The 20,817-nt window shown below is 52.4% G+C and carries 22 protein-coding genes and 1 pseudogene; 7 read left to right on the forward strand and 16 right to left on the reverse strand.

Annotation, left to right across the window (positions count from 1 at the left end; translation table 11 throughout):
* The 3 genes from poxB to ACT3T7_RS09725 form a co-directional block, all read right to left on the reverse strand.
* The coding region (poxB, locus tag ACT3T7_RS09715) for a ubiquinone-dependent pyruvate dehydrogenase (protein WP_444630902.1) at positions 1 to 1,734 on the reverse strand (1,734 nt) is incomplete at its 3' end.
* Between the two features lie 8 nt (positions 1,735 to 1,742).
* On the reverse strand, positions 1,743 to 3,245 hold the full coding sequence (gene mqo / locus ACT3T7_RS09720) for a malate dehydrogenase (quinone) (protein ID WP_444630903.1): 1,503 nt from the start codon (positions 3,243 to 3,245) through the stop codon (positions 1,743 to 1,745).
* A 21-nt stretch (positions 3,246 to 3,266) separates the two neighbouring features.
* Positions 3,267 to 3,662, reverse strand: coding sequence for a hypothetical protein (locus ACT3T7_RS09725; RefSeq protein WP_444630904.1), 396 nt, complete (start codon positions 3,660 to 3,662; stop codon positions 3,267 to 3,269).
* A gap of 272 nt (positions 3,663 to 3,934) precedes the next feature.
* Between ACT3T7_RS09725 and ACT3T7_RS09730 the strand changes: the two genes are divergently transcribed.
* The gene (locus tag ACT3T7_RS09730; RefSeq protein WP_444630905.1) at positions 3,935 to 4,978 is read left to right on the forward strand and encodes a linear amide C-N hydrolase; all 1,044 of its coding nucleotides are present in this window, start codon (positions 3,935 to 3,937) and stop codon (positions 4,976 to 4,978) included.
* Between the two features lie 214 nt (positions 4,979 to 5,192).
* Positions 5,193 to 5,597 carry a DUF4019 domain-containing protein gene (locus ACT3T7_RS09735; RefSeq protein ID WP_444630906.1) on the forward strand — a complete coding sequence of 135 codons (405 nt, stop codon included), beginning with the start codon at positions 5,193 to 5,195 and terminating at the stop codon, positions 5,595 to 5,597.
* On the opposite strand, the gene ACT3T7_RS09740 is transcribed toward ACT3T7_RS09735, so the two are convergent.
* From ACT3T7_RS09740 to ACT3T7_RS09750, 3 genes are all read right to left on the reverse strand, one after another.
* Positions 5,598 to 6,383, reverse strand: a complete 786-nt coding sequence (locus ACT3T7_RS09740; protein ID WP_444630907.1) for a class I SAM-dependent DNA methyltransferase — start codon at positions 6,381 to 6,383, stop codon at positions 5,598 to 5,600.
* Between the two features lie 136 nt (positions 6,384 to 6,519).
* Complete coding sequence (locus ACT3T7_RS09745; RefSeq protein ID WP_444630908.1) at positions 6,520 to 6,975, reverse strand: carboxymuconolactone decarboxylase family protein; 456 nt, start codon at positions 6,973 to 6,975, stop codon at positions 6,520 to 6,522.
* A 50-nt stretch (positions 6,976 to 7,025) separates the two neighbouring features.
* The gene (locus tag ACT3T7_RS09750; RefSeq protein ID WP_444630909.1) at positions 7,026 to 7,829 is read right to left on the reverse strand and encodes a helix-turn-helix domain-containing protein; all 804 of its coding nucleotides are present in this window, start codon (positions 7,827 to 7,829) and stop codon (positions 7,026 to 7,028) included.
* 170 nt (positions 7,830 to 7,999) lie between these two features.
* Here ACT3T7_RS09750 and ACT3T7_RS09755 point away from each other — a divergent pair, with 170 nt between their 5' ends.
* Positions 8,000 to 8,422: an MAPEG family protein gene (locus tag ACT3T7_RS09755; protein ID WP_444630910.1), complete on the forward strand. Its 423-nt coding sequence runs from the start codon at positions 8,000 to 8,002 to the stop codon at positions 8,420 to 8,422.
* 63 nt (positions 8,423 to 8,485) lie between these two features.
* Here the strand turns inward: ACT3T7_RS09755 and ACT3T7_RS09760 are convergent, their stop codons facing one another.
* Positions 8,486 to 8,923 (reverse strand): helix-turn-helix domain-containing protein, encoded by a 438-nt coding sequence (locus ACT3T7_RS09760; RefSeq protein WP_444630911.1) that lies wholly within the window; start codon positions 8,921 to 8,923, stop codon positions 8,486 to 8,488.
* A 75-nt stretch (positions 8,924 to 8,998) separates the two neighbouring features.
* On the opposite strand from ACT3T7_RS09760, the gene ACT3T7_RS09765 reads away from it, so the two are divergent.
* Positions 8,999 to 9,316, forward strand: coding sequence for an antibiotic biosynthesis monooxygenase family protein (locus tag ACT3T7_RS09765; protein WP_441680236.1), 318 nt, complete (start codon positions 8,999 to 9,001; stop codon positions 9,314 to 9,316).
* Positions 9,317 to 9,352: 36 nt separating this feature from the next.
* Here ACT3T7_RS09765 and ACT3T7_RS09770 read toward each other — a convergent pair whose 3' ends face one another.
* Together ACT3T7_RS09770 and ACT3T7_RS09775 are read right to left on the reverse strand one after the other, a co-directional pair.
* A complete protein-coding gene (locus tag ACT3T7_RS09770) occupies positions 9,353 to 9,955 on the reverse strand; it encodes a YqaA family protein (protein ID WP_444630912.1) in 603 nt (200 codons plus the stop codon).
* 224 nt (positions 9,956 to 10,179) lie between these two features.
* Positions 10,180 to 10,758, reverse strand: a pseudogene (locus tag ACT3T7_RS09775) (LysE family translocator); the annotation flags it as partial.
* Positions 10,759 to 10,904: 146 nt separating this feature from the next.
* On the opposite strand from ACT3T7_RS09775, the gene ACT3T7_RS09780 reads away from it, so the two are divergent.
* Together ACT3T7_RS09780 and ACT3T7_RS09785 are read left to right on the forward strand one after the other, a co-directional pair.
* Positions 10,905 to 11,762: a methylated-DNA--[protein]-cysteine S-methyltransferase gene (locus tag ACT3T7_RS09780; RefSeq protein WP_444630913.1), complete on the forward strand. Its 858-nt coding sequence runs from the start codon at positions 10,905 to 10,907 to the stop codon at positions 11,760 to 11,762.
* Positions 11,763 to 11,780: 18 nt separating this feature from the next.
* Complete coding sequence (locus ACT3T7_RS09785; protein WP_444630914.1) at positions 11,781 to 12,293, forward strand: O-acetyl-ADP-ribose deacetylase; 513 nt, start codon at positions 11,781 to 11,783, stop codon at positions 12,291 to 12,293.
* On the opposite strand, the gene ACT3T7_RS09790 is transcribed toward ACT3T7_RS09785, so the two are convergent.
* From ACT3T7_RS09790 to ACT3T7_RS09820, 7 genes are all read right to left on the reverse strand, one after another.
* Positions 12,274 to 13,104 (reverse strand): phosphodiesterase, encoded by an 831-nt coding sequence (locus ACT3T7_RS09790; RefSeq protein WP_444630915.1) that lies wholly within the window; start codon positions 13,102 to 13,104, stop codon positions 12,274 to 12,276. The two genes, ACT3T7_RS09785 and ACT3T7_RS09790, sit on opposite strands and share 20 nt — an antisense overlap.
* Positions 13,097 to 14,188: an ABC transporter ATP-binding protein gene (locus ACT3T7_RS09795; protein ID WP_444630916.1), complete on the reverse strand. Its 1,092-nt coding sequence runs from the start codon at positions 14,186 to 14,188 to the stop codon at positions 13,097 to 13,099. The genes ACT3T7_RS09790 and ACT3T7_RS09795 overlap by 8 nt, the downstream gene beginning before the upstream one ends.
* A gap of 53 nt (positions 14,189 to 14,241) precedes the next feature.
* Positions 14,242 to 15,030: an ABC transporter permease gene (locus ACT3T7_RS09800; protein ID WP_172118221.1), complete on the reverse strand. Its 789-nt coding sequence runs from the start codon at positions 15,028 to 15,030 to the stop codon at positions 14,242 to 14,244.
* On the reverse strand, positions 15,027 to 15,917 hold the full coding sequence (locus tag ACT3T7_RS09805) for an ABC transporter permease (RefSeq protein WP_444630917.1): 891 nt from the start codon (positions 15,915 to 15,917) through the stop codon (positions 15,027 to 15,029). The genes ACT3T7_RS09800 and ACT3T7_RS09805 overlap by 4 nt, the downstream gene beginning before the upstream one ends.
* A 2-nt stretch (positions 15,918 to 15,919) precedes the next feature.
* Complete coding sequence (locus ACT3T7_RS09810) at positions 15,920 to 16,936, reverse strand: ABC transporter substrate-binding protein (protein ID WP_444630918.1); 1,017 nt, start codon at positions 16,934 to 16,936, stop codon at positions 15,920 to 15,922.
* Complete coding sequence (locus tag ACT3T7_RS09815; protein WP_444630919.1) at positions 16,933 to 17,970, reverse strand: substrate-binding domain-containing protein; 1,038 nt, start codon at positions 17,968 to 17,970, stop codon at positions 16,933 to 16,935. The genes ACT3T7_RS09810 and ACT3T7_RS09815 overlap by 4 nt, the downstream gene beginning before the upstream one ends.
* 224 nt (positions 17,971 to 18,194) lie before the next feature.
* Positions 18,195 to 19,115, reverse strand: coding sequence for a glutaminase (locus tag ACT3T7_RS09820; protein ID WP_444630920.1), 921 nt, complete (start codon positions 19,113 to 19,115; stop codon positions 18,195 to 18,197).
* A 337-nt stretch (positions 19,116 to 19,452) separates the two neighbouring features.
* Between ACT3T7_RS09820 and ACT3T7_RS09825 the strand changes: the two genes are divergently transcribed.
* A complete protein-coding gene (locus tag ACT3T7_RS09825; protein WP_444630921.1) occupies positions 19,453 to 20,814 on the forward strand; it encodes a cytochrome P450 in 1,362 nt (453 codons plus the stop codon).
* The last annotated feature ends 3 nt before the right edge of the window (positions 20,815 to 20,817 follow it).

The following is a 20,817-nucleotide window of genomic DNA, read 5'->3' on the forward strand; positions in this document are numbered from 1 at the left end:
ACGCTTTAGCAGGTTGGTTTTGGCCAGATCAATGACTTCGTGCATGCTGCCATCCATGACGGCACGTAGCCCCCAGAGGCTAAACCCTTTGACCTGTTCCATGCCGATGGTGGGCGGCAGTACCAGCTCTTGTTTGGCTGTCACTACATCCAGCACGGCGGGGCCATCGTGGGCTAATACATTGTCGATGGCATCGGCCAGCTCGCCAGGGTTTTCAACACGACGGGCATAAATGCCCATTGCGCTTGCAACGGCAGCAAAATCGGGATTATCCAGGTCTACGCCCGTGTTAATGAAACCGGCTGCTTTCATTTCAAGTGCAACGAAGCCGAGCACTCCATTATTAAAGATGACGATTTTGATCGGAATGTTGTGCTGTTTAAGTGACAGTAAATCGCCCATCAGCATGGAAAGGCCACCGTCGCCGGAGAACGTAATAACCTGCCGACCCGGCTGCGCGTACTGAATGCCAATCGCCTGAGGCATGGCGTTAGCCATCGAGCCATGCGAGAACGAGCCGATAAGACGACGTTGGCCGTTCATTTTAAGGTAGCGCGCCGACCAGACTGTGCACGTTCCTACATCGGCAGTAAAAATCGCATCCTCATTGGCTTTTTCGCTCAACAAGCGCGCAAGGTACTGTGGATGGATAGGTGAGTGGGCCGAGTGATTTTGCGCCTGTTTGTCCAGGCCTTCGCGCGCTTTAACGTAGTGGGCCAGCGCTGCATCCAGAAAGTGCCGGTCAGTGCGCGTATGAAGCGCCGGCAGAATGGCCTCAATGGTTAACCCGATATCGCCGACCACGCCCAATGCCAGCTTGGCACGCCTGCCCAGGTTTTCAGGAAGAATATCGACCTGCACGACGTTGGTCTTTTGCGGTAAAAACTGTTTATACGGAAAATCCGTGCCCAGCATCAGCAGCAGGTCGCACTCCTGCATGGCCGCGTAACCTGATGAGAACCCGATAAAGCCGGTCATGCCGACATCATAGGGGTTGTCATATTCGACGTGCTCTTTGCCGCCGAGTGCGTGCACGATGGGACTTTTAAGCGCATCGGCCAATTGCATTAGCTGGGCGTGTGAACCGGCGCAGCCTCGGCCAGCGAAAAGCGTAATGCGCTCTGCATCGTTGAGTAGTTTGGCGAGTGCTTCCACTTCGGTTTTGGCGGGCACCACACGTGGCGTGGGGGGTAATAAGCCATGGCGCGGCGTTACCGTTTTAACCGGTGAGGCGCGCAGCGCAACATCACCAGGCACCACCACGACCGCAACGCCACGCTGCCCAACGGCGGCGCGAATGGCATTGTCCAGCACATAAGGTAATTGGCTGGCGTCGGAGACCAGCTCACAGTAGTGGCTGCATTCACGAAACAGTTCTTGGGGGTGGGTTTCCTGAAAATAGCCGCCGCCGATCTCTGAAGAGGGAATATGCGCGGCAATGGCCAGCACCGGCGTGCGCGTGCGGTGGGCATCGAACAAGCCGTTGATAAGATGAAGGTTGCCGGGGCCACAAGAGCCTGCACAAACGGCCAGGCTACCGGTTAGTTGTGATTCGCCGCTGGCCGCGAATGCGGCAACTTCCTCATGGCGTAGGCCCACCCATTCGATGCCGGGCCGCTCACGTATGGCCTCAGTGAGGCCGTTGAGGCTGTCGCCAACAACGCCATAGATCCGCTCAACACCGCTTTCCAACAGCGTTTCGATCACTAAATCAGATACGTTTTTGATAGACATGAGAGACCTCAAACAAAGTCCAGGTTTAACGTTGCGGCTGTTTGCTTGCGCGTGTCGTAGCAGGCCTCTTTATCCGTTTTAAGGTCGATGCCGTAGGTGGGAATGATCGTCTTGAGCTGGGGGAGCCAGCCATCATTGGTTAGCTTGTCGGCAAAGCATTTCTCCAATACCTCTAGCGTGATAAAGGCCGCCGTTGATGCGCCAGGCGAAGCGCCTAGTAACGCGGCGAGGGAGTGATTGGATGAGGCGATTAGCTCGGTGCCAAACTCCAACACACCGGCTTTTTCATGGCTGGGTTTAATGATTTGCACGCGCTGACCCGCCACGGCGTGGGTCCAGTCGTGATGGCGTGCCATTGGGTAGTATTGGCGCAGCATCTCAAATTGGTGGCTCTTGCTTTGCAGTACCTGGGAGACCAGATACTCCGTTAGTTGCCAGTTATCCTTTGCAACATCAAGCATGGGAATCACATTATCCAGGTGTACCGAACGGAACATGTCCGTCAGAGAACCTTGCTTGAGAAAGCGCGATGAAAAACCGGCGTAAGGGCCGAAGAGCAGCGATTTTTTATCACCAATAATGCGCGTATCCAAGTGGGGGACTGACATCGGGGGCGAGCCATGGGCCGCCTTGCCGTACACCTTGGCGTGGTGACGTTCACTAATGCTGTCTATATCGCAGCGTAGCCAAATACCACTGACGGGGAAGCCGCCGTAGCCATGCCCTTCAGGGATGCCAGACTTTTGCAGCAGTTCGATAGCGCCGCCACCCGCGCCGATGAAAACAAACCCAGCCTGAATGCTTTCATGATGTTTGCTGTGCGTGTCGTGCATTTCCACGCACCAGCGGTTGTCGTTTTGTCGAGTAATATCCTGTACGTGCTTTAAGTAGTGAATTTCAAACCCGGATTGCTGCGACAAATGGTCGAACAGCAGGTGGGTAAGCGCGCCATAGTCGACATCAGACCCTGATACGATACGCGTCGCCGCGACGGGCTCGCCATCGTTGCGTCCTTCCATGATGAGCGGAGTCCACTGCTCGATCTGTGCAGGGTCTTCGCTATATTCCATGCCGTGATAGCAGTGGTGCGATGACATCTGTTTAAAGCGCTGGCGTAGATAGTTGACGTTATCCTCGCCCCAAACAAAGCTCATGTGTGGGCAGGGATTGATAAACGCCTGCGGGTTGGGAATGGCCCCTTTCTTGACCAGGTAGGCCCAGAGTTGGCGTGAAATATCGAACTCTGTGTTGACCTCCAGCGCCTTGCTGATATCAACCGTGCCGTCTGAGCGAGCAGGGGTGTAGTTCATTTCGCAGTTGGCGGCATGTCCGGTACCTGCGTTATTCCAACCATTGGAGCTTTCCTGGGCGCAATCTTTCAGTGTTTCCAGTACCACAATCTTGAGTGAAGGCTCTAGCTCTTTGAGGAGGGTTGCGAGCGTGGCGCTCATGATGCCAGCGCCGACCATTACAATATCTGCCCGCTCGGGAATCTGTGCTGATGTAGGCATGAACGTTCTCCGCTTAGGAACTCAACACTTGCTTGATGCGCTGATAAAAGGAAGGTCTATATCCTGAGGCACTATCGCATACACGCGCCGCCAGGACTGGTTATCGATTAGATGCCAGCGGTGGCCGCCGCCTGTGGTGTCTTCCGCCAATAAAATGTCGCCGGGGTGCAGCGTGAATGAGTCGCCCGTGCGCGTCTCGAAAGTGAGTGTGCCGCTAAGCGTTAAGACGAATTGACGGTTGGGAGCGTCATGCCAGCTAAAGCTGCCGCCTTCGCTTGTTTCCCGAAAGGAGATGCTGGTCGTTTCGATGACATCACTGAGCAAGTCATGACGCTCGCCTTTGGGAAGATCGATCCATCCTTCTTCAAAACACGATTGATGATTACTGCCTGTCCATAACCTTACACATCGGAACATTACTGACTCCTGATTGTGAGTAGTGACAAAACATGATGAAAAATAGAACAATCATCTGAGTTTAAATACTAGTTCAGATGTTGTGCAATAAGGTGTGTGACCAAAGCTAAATTTATGCCTAAGGTGAAGTGGATTTGATAATTTAAATATGGGTATGGGCTGGGGACTCCATGTCGCTATTCTTTTTATAAAAAAGGGATTGGCGCTTTTCTTGTTAGCCGCCAATTATCTCTGGCAGGCTCTATAACGTTTGTAAATAAAAGGAAACCACCATGAGAATCAAAAAAAAATTAACGCTAGCGGCAAGCATGTGTGCCTTGTTCGTGGCCATCACAGCAGATGCATGCACGCGCGCGGTATATCAGGGCCCTGATGACATGATTATCACGGCGCGCTCCATGGATTGGAGGGACGAAATACATCCGAACCTATGGCTGTTTCCAAAGGGAATGGAGCGCGATGGTGCGGCTGGGCCCAACTCCGTTACTTGGACATCCCAGTATGGAAGTGTCGTTACCAGCGCGTTTGATATCGCAAGCACTGATGGCATGAACGAAAAAGGCTTGGTGGCTAACCTGCTATGGCTTGCTGAGGCAGAGTATCCTGACTTTGGGCCGGATGACGAGGGGCTTTCCGTGGCTGCCTGGGTCCAGTATGTTTTGGATAATTTTGCGACCGTTGAAGAGGCGGTGGAGGCGCTGCGCGATGAGCCTTTTGTGGTCGTCTCTGCTGAAATACCGGGCACCACTCGATTTGCTACGCTTCACTTGTCAATTTCAGATGCCAAGGGTGATAACGCAATATTTGAGTATATCGGCGGTAAACTCACTATTCATCACGATACGTCATACAATGTGGTGACAAACTCGCCCACCTTCAAGCAGCAACTGACGCTGGATGACTACTGGAGACAGATCGGTGGTTTGGTCATGCTGCCTGGCACAAACCGTGCCGCGGATCGGTTTGTCAGAGCGTCGTTCTACATGGATGCCATTCCTAAAACGAGCGATACAAGAGTTGCTGTTGGCAGCGCATTTAGCGTGATCCGCAATGCGTCTGTTCCTTTCGGTATCTCATCAGAAGAGGAGCCGAATATTTCTTCTACCAGGTGGAGAGCGGTATCTGATCAGAAACACCTTGTTTATTATTTCGAGACGGCACTTACGCCTAACACGTTTTGGGTGGATATGAAGGATGCCGACTTTACTGAGGGCGCGCCTGTTCGCAAACTGAGCCTCAAGAATAACAGTGTTTATGCAGGCAATACGGTCAACGCGTTTGAGGACGCCGAGCCCTTTGAGTTTGCTGGCCTGTAAGGTGCGCTAAGGGCTGTTTTTTGCTAGTTAACGCATGAAATAGCCCCCTGTGCCGCGGTTGGCGCAGGGGGCTTTCTCTTACTTAATAAAGCCAAGGGATAGAAAAAACTGCGGTTAGCTTGTTCGATTATTGTGATTAATACTAAAGTAATGGCGACTGGTACCGATATTAAATTAAGCACACCTATTTACTGATCGCTGCCTAGAGTTACCCATGCCAAAAATCGTGATCTGTTTCATTACAGCCCTGCTACTGCTGGCACCTTATGCTCAAGCGAACACCGATGCGGCTGAGGCCGCGGCGCTGGCATGGCTTGATGCAATCGACAGTGGTGAGTATGAGCTGGCTTGGGAGGAGTCATCACCGCTTCTTAAGAGTCCGCTTTCGCCCAGTATGCTAGAGCGGATCATTAGCGCAGCGCGCCGTGACTTCGGGTCGGTGGAGGCAAGACGCCGCACACGCGTCATCACGCAAACCTCTATGCCCGGCGCTCCCAAAAATGATTACAAAAAGTTCATCTATCAAACGCGTTTTTCCAACAAGTCTGATATTACCGAAACCATTACGCCGCACTTTGAAAACGGCGTTTGGAAAGTAAGTGGGTACTATGTGAACTGATCAGCAACAAGTGGATTGGCCCGTTGCTACAACCGTGGGGGGTTGAATCTTCACGCAGGCAAAAATGGCGTTCCCCGAAGTGGTGTTCCACGGCGTGATAGCTTCAAAGTTGTGCTCGAATACGTGCACTTCAAAGTAGGGCTCAAGCAGCGTAATTAGCTCGGCAAAACTAACCGCGACCATGGGGTGCTCGTCGTTCCATACTTGGGTATCGCACGCGTTGGTTTTTGCAATACTAAGTTTGAGGGCCTGTTTTTCACCGCTACCGCTGTAATGCCACCCGGAACGAAACGTGAAGGCATCGTCGGCTTTTTTAACGGTGTGGCTCACAAACAGATTGTTGTCGATTTTATCTTTGTCGACTGCGTTAAAGCAGAAAACCCCGCCACTCATTAAGGCGCTGTGCGCACTTTCAATACACGCTTTGAGCTTTTCAATTCCGTCGCTGTAGTGAATCGAATATAAAAAACAGGTAATCAAATCCTGCGGGTCGCTTACCTGGAAGTTGCCCATGTCCTGACACGTAAACTGAGCCTCAGGGCAACGTATGGCGGCAATATCCAGCATGGGTTGGTTAATGTCCAAGCCGCTGCTCACGTAGCCATTATCAATAAAATGGCGAACATGAGGCCCGGTACCACACGCGACATCGAGGTGAAGGTTGCCACCGTTACCAAAAATTTGGTGAAGCCTTTGCACGGCGTTGCTTTGCGCCCGGTAGTCGATGTCTTCGCACATCACATCGTAATAGCCAGAAAGGTCGGTATAGAGTGCGTTAAAGGACATGGCGGCCTGGGTAGCTTGGGAGTGAGGGTGGCGCATAGTAAACGAGTGGAGTGGCTTTTAGAAGCCAGCCGTGCGGAAGGGGATTTTGATCAAGACATCGCAGGCCGTCACACAGGCTTGCGATGTCTTTTTCGGTTTATAGCGAGATGTCAGGCGCAAACTGCATACTTACCGCCACCCGGTTCCAACTATTAATGGCTAGAATCACCGTGGTTAGCTCAAGAAGGTCCTGTTCGCCAAAGGCAGCCAGAGCATTCTGGTAGACGCTGTCGCTAACAGACTGTTGGCTGATTAAGGTAAGCGCTTCGGCCCACTCAAGGGCTGCACGTTCCTGTTTATTGAAGCAGGGGGCTTCCCGCCAGGCAGGCAGTACATCCAGTCTTACCTGATGCTCGCCGTCGTCTCGGGCTTCCTGAGTATGCATATGCTGGCAGAAGCAGCACTGGTTGATTTGGGAAACGCGTAGCTGAACGAGGTGGATGATGGTAGGCGTTACCGCGCTATTAGCCGCTACTTCGCCCAGAGGCACCAAATGTTTAGCAAGGCGAGGGGTTAGCTTGTAAACGACTTGTCGAGAAATACGCTGAGACATGGCAGTGACCTCGTTGATTGGTGAGGTCTCAGCATATAAAGGTGTGCGTACTAGGCCTTGTAAATTTGCGACAATTTGCGCTTGCGGTAGGTGGCGGGTGTTTCGTTGGTAAAGGATTGGAAGGCGTGGGTAAAGTGCGGCTGGTCATAGTAGCCACAGTGGAGCGCTATTTCTGATAGCGGCCGGTCAGCTTCAAGTAAGCACCGTCGCGCTCGGTTGAGGCGAGCATACGTCACCAACGCGCCTGGCGAGACACCGACTTCACGTTTTAATCGACGTTCCAGGGTGCGTCGGGTTAACCCAACATTGGCAGCTAACTGCTCAGGTGGGAGCTGTAATTGGTTAATCGCCTGGATAATTCCTGGTACGGGGCTTCTACTCGTTAGTCGACTTTTGAGTAAACCCAGAAGCCATGTTTCAAGCAGGGCTAATCCTTTGGGTGCATCAAGCTGATAAAGGCGCTCCACCACCGGCATTAAACTGTCCATCCAGGAGGGTTTTATGTCATCGCCCAAGCAAAGATGCGCGTCTATACACTGTTCCGGGGCTAAGCCCAGGAGGCTATACATACTGGCCGGTTTAAACCGAATACCCATCCGGGTGGTGGACGTATCAAACGTCTCAAGCAACATGTGTCTGTTAAAGCAGAGCGTGACGATGGGACGAGAGCTTCCAAGGTGAATGGTGAGGCTGGCGCCTGCATCGGGATAAAGCTTTTCTACGATGGGATGCGCAAGGGGGCTTTGCCCGCCCATCGACCAAAGGCATTGCACCCATGTGCGAAGGTTGGTGTTGGGCAGGCGCTGCTGGAAATTCAAATGAACGGCGTTACCGGGCAGAATAAAGTGGGCCATGGCGACAACCTGCTTTGTTGATGAATGGGCTTCATCGCATAAGCTGTATTAAAGCCTAAACACAGGGGCTGGGAAAGTGGCTATGCTTGGACAGTGAAGTTCTCACTTCGCAATGAACTGTTTAATCATCAATTATGCGTTAACCAGGATTGAATCTTACCGGAGGCGTTATGGATGAGGCCGTTTATTGGTACGCGGTAGCGACAGTGCTGCTGTTTGTGAAGATGTTTGCCACGTCTTTATATCAGGGGTTTCATCGCATCACCAAAATGACCTTTAAAACACCCGAGGATGCGGCGTTAGCAGGTAAGGCGCCTGCCCAGGAGGAGTTGCCTCAGGTGCAGCAAGCTAGCAAAGCCTGGTCGAATGATCTTGAAAATATTCCTATTTTTTTGGCCTTGGGAGTTACCTATATTTTCGTGGGCGCGCCTTCAGGCTTGGCCGTATGGCTCTTCATGATTTTCACCGCAGCACGCTACTGCCATACGCTGTGTTATCTGGCCAAACTTCAGCCTTGGCGCACGGTTTCCTACGGTATTGGAACGCTGTGCTTGCTGGTGATGTGTTTTCAAATAGTTCGAGCGCTGGTCTAAGCCTCAAGTAAAGCACCGCCGATGAGTCATCGTGCTTTTTGCGTAGCTGTATTGAAAACCGTATTAAACCGGCATGACTGGCTGAGCCCGGCGCCACACGCTGGGCGGCACACTTTCCTGCCGAGCCCAGGACCTGCGAAGCTGGCGCTCATCACCAAATCCTGCTTCGTCTGCAATGCGCGCAAGCGTCCATGTGGTTTCGGTCATTAACGCTTTGGCGCGTTGTAGCCTCAAACCCGCAATATAATCGCCTACCAGCGTGCCCGTGAGATGTTTAAACCGACGGCTGAAATGGCGTTCGCTCATGGCTGCCTGTGCCGCTAGCGCTTCAACTCGCCAAGTGTGTGAAGGGGCCGCGCAAAGGGTGTCTTGCACTAGGTGAATTCGCTCATCGACATGGTTGCGCCCTTCAAGCCAAGCGCCAAGCTGGGGCTCTTGCCCGCTGCGTCGTAGGTAAAGCACCATCTCACGCGCAACGATATTGATTTGATGAGTAAACACCAATAATTAGCTATGGAGTCTACTGCTTCGCCTACGGTATGCTTTTTAAAACCGTTTTCAGATCAAGAGAACTTCATGGCCCTTATCGCAACGACTCCAGAACCCCCGTATTACGCCGTTATTTTCACCTCTGTGCGCACGGGTATTGAAGATGGCTATGATGACATGGCGGAGCGTATGGTTGAGTTAGCCATGCAGCAGCCAGGTTTTTTAGGCGTTGAATCGGCTCGAAATGAGGTGGGGGTTACGGTTTCCTACTGGGCTGACTTGGCCTCGATTAAAGCGTGGAAGGCGCACGCCGAACATAAAGAAGCACAGCGGCTTGGGCATCAGCAGTGGTATCAGCACTTTAAAACTCGGATTGCCAAGGTCGAGCGGGATTACGGTATCTAGCGGGTGCTACTTTCCTGGTCTTCTGCTTTATGTCGGTTACATCATCAAGCGCGTGAGTGCTTGTAGCCCCAGAGCAATCAATAGCACTATTACGCCGCCCATCAAGCTGGTAAACAACGCATGGCGCTTCCATAGCAACAGCACTCGATTACCGAAGCGATAAACCAGCCAGGCTAAGCCATAGTAGCGCAGGCCACGAGCAATTAATGCCGCCAGCAAGAACAGCAAGACAGGGTAGCCCGAAATGCCCGCCGTTATCATGGCTATCGGAAAGGGGATAGGCAGGATACCCATGGCTATAATGGCAGCGAAGCCGTATTGATCAAAAAACAGTTGAAACGCCTGAAAGCTCTCCTGCATACCGGTGATGTTGATAAACCATGTGCCTACCGACGTAAATAACAGCAAGCCTACGCTGTAGCCCACCAGGGAGGCGGTCAGACAGCCCAATGTAGTGATGGTCGCCAAAAGCCAGATCCGCTGCTTGTTGGCTGCCATTAGCGGGATGAGTATTAGCTCAATGGGAATGGGTAAAATAATGGTTTCAAGAAATGAGAACATGCCCAATAGCCATAGCATATTCTTTGAGCCGTTAATGCGCTCGAACCACACTTTAGGACTTTTTGAGATAATGGCCATGGATGGGATCTACATCGGCGGACTAATACGGCGGTACATACTGGGTCAGTCCCATGGTATTGTCTAGCGCGAGTGGTGAGGTGGCGACACGCAGGCGGTAGGGTCATTTTACTCTTCATCACTTCTCTTATTGGCTAGGATATAATAGATACCCCCACACTCTTTTCCTTTCGCAGCTCCTGTTTTTTGGCGTGACCCAAAAATACCGTATATAGAGCTTCGCAAAATAGGCAGCTAGCAGCCAATAACGCTGCAAGCAGTCGATTAATAGCGACTAACAATCGAGGCGTTTGAATATAGCGCTTTAAGAAAGCCCCCGCGTAAACCCAGCTGGCTAACGATAACCAGCAAATAGGCAGGTAAAGCGCCGCGAACATGGCTATTTGAGCCGGGTCGTTACCCGTTGTATAAGCGCCAATGCCAGAAGCCGATGCAATCCATGCTTTGGGGTTTAGCCATTGCATGAGCGCACCTGTCATAAAACCAGGCGGTTTGGTGGTTGCTTGCACAGACAACTTGCCGTCATCCATTGCTAACCTGACACTTAGGTAAAGCAGAAACGCTACTCCGGCCCAACGAAGTAATACTTCAAGTAGAGGCACGGTGGTGAGCAAAGCGTAAAGCCCTGCACCAATTCCTAGAAACAGCGCTATAAACCCTAGTGTGGCTCCTGTCACAAAGATTAACCCTTTAACAATAGGGTAATGGGTGCCGCTACTGAGGCATATCAAATTGACGGGGCCTGGGGAAATGGATGCGGCAAGAGCAAAAGCTGACATGGGGAGTAATAGCGAAACGCACATTGTGATCCTCCTAAACAGTAAGGGGAGTGTGCGATGATGTGGCGACGGGGTATTGTATAAAAATGATATGCGCAAGATTCGGGTCGGCAGGCCGCTAGGGAGCGCTTAAGCTAGGAGAGCTTCGGTATCACACAGAGGAACCGGCAATGGATGATTATGCGCGTATCGAAAAGGCGATGGTCTACATGGTCGAGCGGGCGGTATTGCAACCCAGTTTGGAAGAGGTTGCGGCTCATGTGCATTTAAGTGCCTACCATTTTCAGCGTCTGTTCTGCCGCTATGCAGGTATCTCGCCCAAGCGCTTTTTGCAGGCCCTCACCATGGAGCGGGGTAAGCAGTTATTAAAAGAGCCGCTGGCATTACTGGATGTTGCCCATGAGCTTGGGCTGAGCGGTGGCTCTCGGCTTTATGATCACTTTGTGCAGTTAGAAGCGGTGACGCCTGGAGAGCATAAACGTCAAGGGGAGGGCGTCTGTATCGAGTACGGCGTGCATGCAACGCCCTTGGGCAGCGTGCTGGTAGCGGTGACTCCGCGCGGCGTTTGCCGTATGGGCTTTGTGGATGCTACGAGCGCCGATGAACTGCTGGCGCGGCTTGCCAAGGAGTGGCCGCGAAGCTCGCTCAATCATCGCCCAGCGGCGACGGCGTATGTGGTTGATGCGCTATTGGCAGCTTCTAAAACAAAACCTGGTACGTTATCGCTTCACGTGACCGGTACCAATTTCCAAGTCGCAGTATGGCGAGCACTACTCACCATTCCTGAAGGCCAGTTGGCAAGCTATACGCAGATTGCTCAAGCGCTGGGCATGCCTAAATCGTCGCGAGCCGTAGGCAATGCGGTGGGTGCTAACCCAATTGCGTTATGGATCCCTTGCCACCGTGTTATCCAGCAAAGCGGGGCGTTAGGTGGCTACCGTTGGGGCGTCGCTAAAAAGCAGATGGTGCAGGCCTGGGAGCTGGCGCACTTAACACCTGAAGTGGAGCCGATCGGTGCATCTAAATAGCCAACAAGGAGGTTGTAAATGAGCATTATCGCGATACAAGCTGATATCACTACGCTTCATGTTGATGCCATTGTTAACGCGGCTAACACCTCATTACTGGGTGGCGGAGGTGTAGATGGCGCCATTCACCGTGCGGCCGGGCCGGAGCTACTTGACACCTGTCGAACGCTGGGAGGTTGCGCCACTGGCGATGCAAAACTGACCGAAGGCTTTAAACTGCCAGCACGTACTATTATCCATACCGTTGGCCCTGTATGGCATGGCGGAACACGCGGCGAAGCCGAATTATTGGCGTCTTGCTATCAGCGCTGCTTGGCTCTGGCTGAATCGGTAAACGCACGCTCGGTAGCATTTCCAAGCATCAGTACCGGCGTATACCGTTATCCTATTGAAGAAGCTGCACGGATTGCTGTCTCAACGGTGAGCGAGGCGCTAAGGCAGGGCTCTACCGTTGAGGCGGTTACGTTTTGCTGCTTTTCTGCCGGGGATTTAGCGGTGTATGAAGCGTGTATTAGTCAATTAGACCGTTAGCGTCGTAAAACGGATAAGGGCCCGGGTACTGTTTAATAAAACCTTGGTGCGTCACCATGCCTGCCTCTGCTGACCATTGGTGTAGTAAATACCCTGGCGGCTCTAATTGGAAACGGGAAGGGCCGTCTGGGGTTAGATCCAGGCTGACATAATGCGAAACTCCAGGGCAGCTGATGGCTAACGTATTTCCAAAGCGTGCCTGAATAGTGCGGTGTACATGCCCGCAAAGCACGCGTTCAACCTGGGCATGCTTGTTAATTATCTCGGCCAGCGCGTGGGGCTGCTTAAGAGGCTGGCGGTCCATATGATCAATGCCACTGATAAATGGATGATGATGGAGCATCACCAGCGTTGGGGTTTGCGGCTGTTCGGCCAGGGTTTTATCCAGCCAGCACAGGCTTTCCTCGCTTAGCTCTCCGTAAGGCTCGCCCGGCACGGAGGAGTCCAGCCCCACTAGGCGTACTGGGTAGTCATCAATTACCCACTGTAAATAATGAGCGTCTTGAAAGAGATAGTCATGCTCGGGAAAAGCAGTACGTAAATGATCGCGGTCATCATGATTGCCGGGGATCAGATAAACCGGCAGCGTTAGCTCCGCCAAAATCTGTTTAAATGTCGCGTACTCATCGGGGTGGCCAAAGTCGACCAGGTCACCGCTAATGAGTACCAAATCGGGGCGTGGCATTAGCTGATTGAGCGTTTGAATGGCTTGGCGTAGAGCACTGGCAGTATCCACTTGACGATAGGAAAGGCGCCCGCCAGCTTTGATATGCGGGTCACTGATTTGAGCGATAAGACAAGATTTACCCATTGGCCTGCTCCTTGGCGCTTGTGGCGGCTAGTTTTGAATGACTTGGCTCTGGATGAAAAAGCGCTTGCGGGGGCAGGTTCAAACCAATAGCGGCGCCGGTGGGCCAAAGCTGGCGCGATGATGCCTTAACCTGAATCGGTGTAGCGCCACCTGTATCAACCATTAACTGCTGAGACTGGCCTAGAAAAATACTTTGTAGAACGCGGCCTTTTACTTGGGCATCCGCTAGGGCGACCACTTCGATATCCTCTGGACGACAGTAAACGCTTAGTGCCTCTTGTAGGTGAGGCGCGGTCAATTCACCGCCTTGCACCGTGAGATGACCATCAGCCCCTTTTCCGATGACTTCCAAGCGATTCACCGCGCCGATAAAGTCGGCCACAAACGCATTGGCGGGCTGGTGATAAATCTCTTGGGGCGTACCCAATTGTGCAATTCTCCCGGTTTGCATCACTGCGATACGGTCTCCCAAGGCCATCGCCTCGTCTTGATCATGGGTCACATAAACCGCGGTTGTGCCCAGCTCGCGTAGTAGCTGGCCGATTTCCAGGCGCAGCCGGTCGCGCAACTTGGCATCCAGAGCCGCAAGGGGTTCATCAAATAGCAGCACTTTGGGGCGAACGGCAATGGCGCGCGCGAGGGCAACGCGCTGTTTTTGCCCACCTGACAAGGCATCAATACGCCGCTCGCCAAAGCCTTCCAGATCCACCATGCGCATGACCTCGGCCAGCCGTTGCTCAATCTCAGAACGGGGCAAGCGCTGTATTTTCAGACCGTAGGCAATGTTGTCGGCAACACTCATATTGGGAAATAGGGCGTAGTTTTGAAACACCATGCCGACATCGCGCTTTTCAATAGGCAGGGCAGTCACATCCTGTTCGCCAAATTGGACGCGACCGCCCTTATCCGGGCTTTCAAGGCCGCTGATGATGCGCAGTGTAGTAGTTTTGCCACATCCAGACGGCCCAAGTAACACTAAGGTTTCTCCTGCGTTAATGTGGAGATCTAGCGGTTGCAGGGCCTTGTGGTTACCTGAAAAAGTACGGCTGCATTGGGTTAGGGTGATGCTGACGGATGAACTCATATCGATCTCGGGGTTATCTCTTGGCGACGGGGCGAGTTAGATGTTCTGGTTGCTTAACGGCGTGGGCTGGAAAGCCGCCCAGCCCATTGAATAGCCACCAGCAGTGGGACAATCATCACTAGAAAGATCAGTGTATAGGCCGACCCCACTTCAAGGCGCATGGAGGCATAGCTATCGGCTAGGCCTACCGGAAGGGTTTTAGTAAGCGGGGTATGCAGCATCCAGGTAATGTTGAACTCACCAATTGATAGGGTGACGACCATCAGCGCGCCCGCCAAAATACCGCTAAGACAGTTGGGAATCACCACCGCAAAAAAGCGTTGTCGAAAGTTGGCTCCTAGGCTTGCTGCCGCTTCTTCAAGCAGCGGTAGACGCGCGGTTTGCATAACAGAAAGCACGGCTCGCACCATAAATGGCAGAGTGAAAAGTACATGGCCTACCAAAATGAATAGCCAGCTTCCACGGAATTCCCGGTAGCTACCGTAGGCAAGTAGTAAAGCGAGGGCAGTGGCAAGGCCTGGCACGGCCACCGGTAGCAGGAGCAGTTCCTCAATCGCATTGGCCCAGCGGCGGCGGCTGCGTAGCAAACCATAAGCCGCGGGCACGCCAATCAGCGTTGTAATCACCAAACAGGCCAGCGCCAGCTTGATAGAAAGCCAGATTGTGTTGGAGTAAAGCTGCCATACCTCACTTACCCAGCGCAGCGTCAAACCGCTTTTAAGGCCAACAAAGTAGTTCTCGGTCAGCCCAGCCATGACGGACATGACCACGGGGATGATCATGAAGAGGCAAACCAGCAGAGTGAAACTCAGCTGTAGGAAGAATCGGATACGTGGATTCATACGGGGGCTCCTACATTGCCGCCCGCCAACTTGCGGGCCAGACTTAATGCGACCCAAGTAATCAGCCCAAGCACAACAGATAGCGCGGCTGCCATGGCGAAGTTGGCGTAGTTGGTAAATTCGCCATAAATATCGAGAGGTAAAATGCTCAGTCGCGTGCCGAGCGTGAAAGCGGTACCAAATGCCCCCATGCTGGTCGCAAAGCAGATAGCGCCGGTCGAAAGTAAAGCGGGCGCAATACCCGGCACGATGACATCTTTAGTGACTTGCCATGAGTTTGCCCCCAGCGAACGGGCAGCCTCTTCAAGACTTTGGTCTAGATTTTCACAAGCCGCCATTACCGTGGTGATGACGCGCGGAATGGAAAAATAGAGATAGCCGATAAAGAGCCCGGCAAGTGAATAGGCAAACATCCAGCGCTCATCGAATAACCACAGGCTCAATTGAGCCAAAGCTCCCTGACGACCACCCAACATAATCACTAAAAAGCCGACTACCACGCCTGGAAAGGCAAGTGGAAAGGTGAGAATCGCGACCAATACCGATTTACCTATAAAACGGTGGCGTGCCAAAAAAAAACCGGCGATGCCTGCGATGCCCACGGCAACAAGTGAGACGGTAAAGGAGATTGTGACGGTGGTGACGAGGCTAATTAAGTACTGTCGATGGGTAAGAATGGTGAGATAAGCACTGATACCACTACTACGATCGGCTTCAGCGCCCATTAGAATCAGACGAGAAAACGGCAGTAGCCAGAAAGCGAAAAATACGGCTAGTGCTGGCGCTAAGGCGAATACCGCAATGAAGTTTTTACGTTTCGGGGTTTGGCTTATTGCTTGGGTGGCTGAATAAGCAGCCCCTGGGGGCTGCTTGGATATGACTGCCATGATTAACGAACCTCCGAAAGATACCGCTCGGAGAAGCTGCGCTGGGCATTGGCCATGGCATCATAATCTACCGTGACGGCGCGGGCGTAATCACTATCGGGCAGAAAGACTTCACGGGCTTCTGCTGAGATAGCCTCTTCGCGTACCGGGCGTAGATAAGCATCTGCCCATACCGCTTGGCCTTGATCGGAAAGTACGAAATCAAGCACTTGGCGGCCGTTTTCCGGGTTAGGGCTATCTTTCACCAAGCTCATGACGTAGGGCACAACGACACTGCCTTCTTCAGGAATCACAAAGTCGATGTTGACGCCATCGCTATAGCGGGCACGGTAAGCGTTGAAGTCGTAATCCAGCAGAATCGGAATTTCACCGGAAAGTACGCGGGCGTAGCTGGTTTGTTTCGGAACGATAGGGGCGTTATCGGCGAGCTGGTTGAAGTAATCAATGGCGGGGGTGAAGTCGTTAAGATCGCCACCCATCGCTAGGTTAACCGCGGTTGCCCCCACGTAACCAACAAAAGCGCTGGCGGGATCAAGATAGCCCACCATGCCCCGGTACTCAGGTTTGAGCAGGTCTTCCCAAGAGGTAGGAACGGGGGCGCCATCCAAGGCATCAACGTTGACCATAAAGCCAAGCGTGCCTGAGTGAATGGCAAACCAGTTACCGTCAGGGTCTTTAAGGCCCTCAGGTATTTCATCCCAATGGGCTGGCTGGTAAGGCTCAACGACGTCGGCTTCCATCGCCTGGATACCAAACGTCACTCCGTAGTAGACCACATCAGCAACAGGGCTATTGGCTTCTGCCACTAGCTGTGCCAGTGACTGGCCGGAGTTTTTATTATCTTGTGGTACCCGGATGCCGGTTTCCTGCTCAATCAGGCGTAGCTGTGTGCCCCAGTCCGCCCACTCGGGCGGGCAGTTGTAGCAAATAGCATTATCACTGTTTTGAGCCATCACGCTGCTTGAAGCGCTGATCAGCGTAGTGGCCAATAGCGCTTGATATAGATGCTTAACGTTCATGTGATACTCCTCGATGAAATACCTGGTGGGGTCTTTCTGGTTGTCGGAGCTCCGACACTTTCGCCCTTTCGTAATACATAGGGCAGGGGTGTAAGAACGGGTCTTTCACCCCGAATCATGTTCAACATCGTGTGAATGGCTGCACGACCAATATCCGCACGGGGTTGCTCAATGGTGCAAAGCGAGGGATAGAGATATTTTCCCAGGGCAATGCCGTCAAACCCCATAATGGATAGATCGCTAGGTACCGAAAGCCCGGCTCGTTGAAGTTCGCCTATCAAACTGATGGCGAGTAGATCATTGGTACAAATCAGCGCACTGAGTCCATCGGTGCCATGTAAATGCGGCGCTAGACTTTTCAGGTCTGCTTGGGTGTGACGGGGCATTTCAATGAGTGGATATGGGGGTAGCCCAGCCGTCTGCATGGCAAGGCGATAGCCTTCATAACGATGTTGCGCACGGTCGGATTGCAGTAATGGGCCGGCGACCATACCAATTTGCTGGTGACCCAGCGAAATAAGGTAGTGGGTGGCGGCTTCGCTAGCGGCGTGATTATCAACGCCGACAGAGGGAAAACCGCTTTTGCCGGGAGGGTTATAAACAAGCAGGCAGGGCGTAGTTTCTTGACGTAGCTGAGTAAGCACGGTGCTTTTATCAGCTTCAGCCACGGTTAGCACCAAGCCATCAACTCGCTGACGTAACATCTCTTCGACAATGTCGTTCTCGCGACTGGCATCGTATTCACTCGTCGTAACAATAAGTGAATACCAGCAGGCCCGAGCGGCTACTTCCATGGCTTGAAGCTGTTCCGCAAATACCGGGTTATCAAGACTAGGTACCATGACGCCAATCATTTGCGTTGCTTGTAAGCGCAACTGCTGAGCCACTTTGTTAGGCCTAAATGCAAGCTGTTGAGCTGCATGGAAGACCTTTTCCCGCGTTGTGTCGCGTACTAAATCAGGGGTTGAAAAAGCGCGTGCGGCCGTTGCTCGAGAGACGCCGGCGAGTTTTGCCACGCTGAGTAAATCTGCCATGCCAGCACCTGTTATTGGTGAAATGAGATCGATCTCATTGGTTGGGTGTCAGCCTAGCGAGGGACTGTTACGAACTGATGTCGAGGAGATGTAAATTTGGCAAGAATTTGATGGCAGTTTTACCATCAGTAGGATGTTGTCTGGTTAGCAAGGTAGAAATATTTTAGTTTTTTTATTACTAACCAGATTGTGAGTGGTGACTTGAAGGAGTAAAAACGATCAGATCAATGCCCAAACACTGACCAGCCGGTGCGTTGAGCAAACATTTCAAGTGCTCTCGTGCCCAGCAGACTATTGCCATATTCATCCAGGCCTGGTGACCAGACAGCAATGGCGCCTTGGCCTGGGGCGATTGCCAGGATGCCGCCACCGACGCCACTTTTTCCTGGTAGCCCCACCCGAAAAGCAAATTCACCTGAGGCGTCGTAATGCCCGCACATCATCATCAACGAGTTAATACGCCGAGCCCGTTGAGGGGAGACGACGCGAATGTTGCTGGGCTGGTTAACGCCATCAGACGCCAAAAAAAGCCCCGCATGAGCAAGCTGTTGGCAGCTCATGGCAATGGCGCACTGGTGAAAATAGGTACCCAGGACTTTATCGACATCGTGGCGCAGGCGGCCAAATGCTTTCATAAAGTGGGCAAGCGAGGCGTTGCGGTCACGGTGCGCCATTTCAGAAGCAGCGACAGTATGGTCAAAGCAGATGCTGTCGTCGTCCGCGATATAGCGCACAAAGCTTAGCAGTTCGGCAAGCGTTTCCTTGGGTTCATGACCCATCATGATGGCGTCAACGACCGCTATCGCCCCGGCATTAATAAATGGATTCCGCGGTTTGCCGCCTTCGTGCTCAAGTTGAACGATAGAGTTAAACGGATCACCCGATGGCTCACGGCCAACATTGGACCAAAGCGCATCGCCCATTTTTCCCAACGCAATCGTCAGCGTAAACACTTTCGAAATACTCTGAATCGAGAAAGGAGTAGTGGCACAACCGGCTGAGTAGCGTGCGCCTTCCACTGTAGCAAGTGAAATGGCAAATTTTTGGGGGTCCGCATGAGCAAGCTCAGGGATATAGTCGGCCACCTTGCCACGTTCGGTTTCGGCGGCCATTGCCCTTGCGATCTCATTGAGTAAATCTTGCATTTATAGCCGTTAATTTTGGGTAAAAGAGGGCTGCCAAAATAACCGAAAACGGCGGCAATGTCTGCCAGAAGCCTATCGCTAGTAGGCCAGTGAAGAGCCTTGAGCAGTTAGATGGTTATTCTTCTTTATTGTACGAAATAGTGAAATAAGCAAACAATCGGTAAAGATCCCATTTTTTTAGTTTTACGATGGTAAAAGCATTTGCCGTTTCCTTTAATTATAAAATTATTTTTTTTAACAAAGGTTTGAAAGGCTAAAGATTTAAAGCGTTTCGCTTGCGGTGCGTTAAGGGGCATCTAGACTTGGCTCTCATGGACGATTTAAAAGGAGAGCGCTAATGGCAAAGGAAACCGTCACCGATTCACTGCCCACCGCATCGTTTAGCGAAACCGTATCGTTCTTGTTTAAGGTCATGGCGCCCAATATTGCCAAGGGCGTCATTATTCGCCGCCCAGGCGTTATGCACGTTGCTGAGCGATGGGCACTGGACAAGCGCTCCATTAAACAAGTACAGGCGTTTAATAATAAATATGGAAAGGGCCCGCTACTTTTTAAAACACCGTTCAAACCCATGGCATTGATATTAGACCCGGATGATGCAACCCGGGTAATAGAGGAAACGCCCGAGCCCTTCGCCACGGCTGAATCAGCAAAAAAGAGCGCACTTGCCCATTTTGAACCGGATGTAGCGTTGATCTCAAAGGGTAAGGCCCGCGAAGAGCGGCGGCGGTTAAATGAAGACGTTTTAGAAAGCGGTTGTCCGATGCACCGTTTTTCTGATCACTTTACCCAAGTGGCTGAGCAGGAGGTAAACGCACTCTTAAAGGCCGTTTATCATCATAATAATAAGCTGGACTGGCCCTTGTTTTTTGATGCCTGGAACCGTGTCGTGCGTCGCGTGGTGTTGGGGGATGCTGCTCGGGATGATTACCCGCTCACCCAAGAACTTATTCAACTGCGTAAGGCTGCTAATTGGGGATTCATGCGTCCCAAGCACAAGCGGTTACGGCAAAAATTTCATAATCGTTTAGCGCACTATGTCGATCAGTCTGAAACCAATAGCCTGGCGGCGAAGGTGTCCCATTACGCCATCGGGAGCCAGGCAAAACCTGTGGGCCAGATGCCTCAGTGGCTATTTGCGTTTGAGCCTGCCGGTATGGCGACGTTTCGAGCGTTGGCGCTGCTATGCGCCCATCCGGCTCAGGCTGAACGGGCTCAGCGTGAAATTAACCTCTCCCCACCGCCAGACAACCCCTTTTTACAAGCCTGTGTGCTGGAAGCCTTGCGGTTGTGGCCAACAACGCCCCTTATTCTGCGCGAAACAACAGAGCGAACGTGCTGGTCGCAAGGCGAAATGCCTACCAATACCACGCTGCTTATCCATGCGCCCTATTTTCACCGTGATGACCGCACATTGGACATCGCCAACCGCTTTGCGCCCGATATTTGGCTAAACCCTGAACAACTTAAACACTGGCCACTGCTGCCTTTTAGCGGAGGGCCGGGTATTTGCCCCGGAAGAAATATCGTCCTGCTGGTGACCAGCGCGGTACTGGCCGCGCTGATGAACAACCACACGTTTACGTTAAACCCGCCCGACAGGCTCACAGAAGATGAGCCCATGCCGGCGTTATTAAGCAACTTCCATCTCTGTTTTCAGGTTAAACAATCAGATGCTTTATCACGCCAGGAGGGCTGAGGG

Origin of the sequence: Halomonas sp. 111 (genome assembly GCF_052379685.1) — a bacterium.
In the GTDB taxonomy this organism is placed as follows: Bacteria; Pseudomonadota; Gammaproteobacteria; order Pseudomonadales; family Halomonadaceae; genus Vreelandella; species Vreelandella citrativorans.